The organism is Mesorhizobium sp. M7A.F.Ca.CA.003.01.2.1 (genome assembly GCF_003998945.1).
GTDB classification, from domain to species: domain Bacteria; phylum Pseudomonadota; class Alphaproteobacteria; order Rhizobiales; family Rhizobiaceae; genus Mesorhizobium; species Mesorhizobium ciceri.
Map to the genome: position 1 here is coordinate 1 of NZ_RZRA01001266.1, position 1,211 is coordinate 1,211.

Below are 1,211 nucleotides of genomic sequence, written 5' to 3' on the forward strand. Positions count from 1 at the left end.
GCCCCATAGATGAAGAAACCGGCGCCTAGCTGGTTCACGCCCGCCTGCAAGAAAGAGGCGGCCGGATCAGCGTCCGGCGCGCCAGTTGCGGTCAGGAGCGAGAAGATCGTTCCGATCGACACGTTGGTGTCGATGTTGGAAGAGCCGTCGAGCGGGTCGATCGCAATGGCGAGTGGCGCTTGCCTGTCGAGCAGGACTGGCTGCTCCAGCTCCTCGGAGGCGTAAAGCGCCACCGGCGCACGGCGCATGGCGTCGAGGAAGATGTCGTCGGAGAAGACGTCGAGATCCTTCTGGACGTCGCCGTCGGCATTGGCGCCACGGGTCTCGGCAAAGGCGGCGCCGAGCACCCCTTGGTTGATGGTGTTGCGGACCTTGATGGCGGCCTGTGTCAACTGACGGACGGTCGTCACAACGGCCGAGCGGAATTCGTCTGGCTGGCCGAGATAGGAGTTCAGAAAAGCGTCGAGCGTTGCCGCTGGCATCGTAACCTCCCCTCCGGCCGCATCTCCTCGGAGCGGCTGGACTGGAGGAATGGAAACAAACGTCACACGATAAGTAAAATTCAATAACTTTACCTGGTCAGTAAAAATAACTTAGTATGCGACATGAGAAACCTCACGCTCAAGCATTTCAAGACCGTCCAGGCAATCATCAAGTGCGGCAAAATTGTCAGCGCAGCCAAGATGTTAGGCCTGTCTCCTCCAGCGCTGACAATCCAACTGCGACAAGTGGAGGAAGAATTCCAGCTGGCTCTGTTCGACCGAACGTCGGACGGCATGCGTCCCACTGCCGCAGGTCTGGCTTTCGTCGAGACAGCGCAGGTTATCGAGGAGCATCTCGGTTTGCTCGAAGACAAGATGGATGCCATCAAGGGCGTACGCACCGGCAGCTTGAGGCTCGGCGTCGTTTCCACAGCCAAATATTTCGCGCCGCGGCTGATGGCTGCGTTCATGAAGGACCATCCCGACATCGACATGCGGCTTGCCATCGGCAATCGTGCCCAGACGATCGACAACCTCAGGAACCACGACATCGATATCGCGCTGATGGGGCGTCCGGCGAAAGAGGTTCCGGTGCGTGCTTCGGTCTTCGGTGATCATCCGCTGGTCATCATCGCGCCGCCCGACCATCCCTTGGTGGCGGCGCGCGATATCTCCAAGGAGCGGATTGCCGAGGAGCATTTCCTTATTCGCGAGCCCGGCTCCGGAACC

The 1,211-nt window shown here is 59.7% G+C and carries 1 protein-coding gene and 1 pseudogene; one reads left to right on the forward strand and one right to left on the reverse strand.

The window, feature by feature from the left end; all coding sequences use genetic code 11:
* Positions 1–482 (reverse strand): annotated as a pseudogene (locus EN969_RS31835) (class 1 fructose-bisphosphatase); the annotation flags it as partial.
* A gap of 123 nt (positions 483–605) precedes the next feature.
* On the opposite strand from EN969_RS31835, the gene EN969_RS31840 reads away from it, so the two are divergent.
* On the forward strand, positions 606–1,211 hold a 606-nt coding region (locus EN969_RS31840), incomplete at its 3' end, for a LysR family transcriptional regulator (protein ID WP_164758701.1).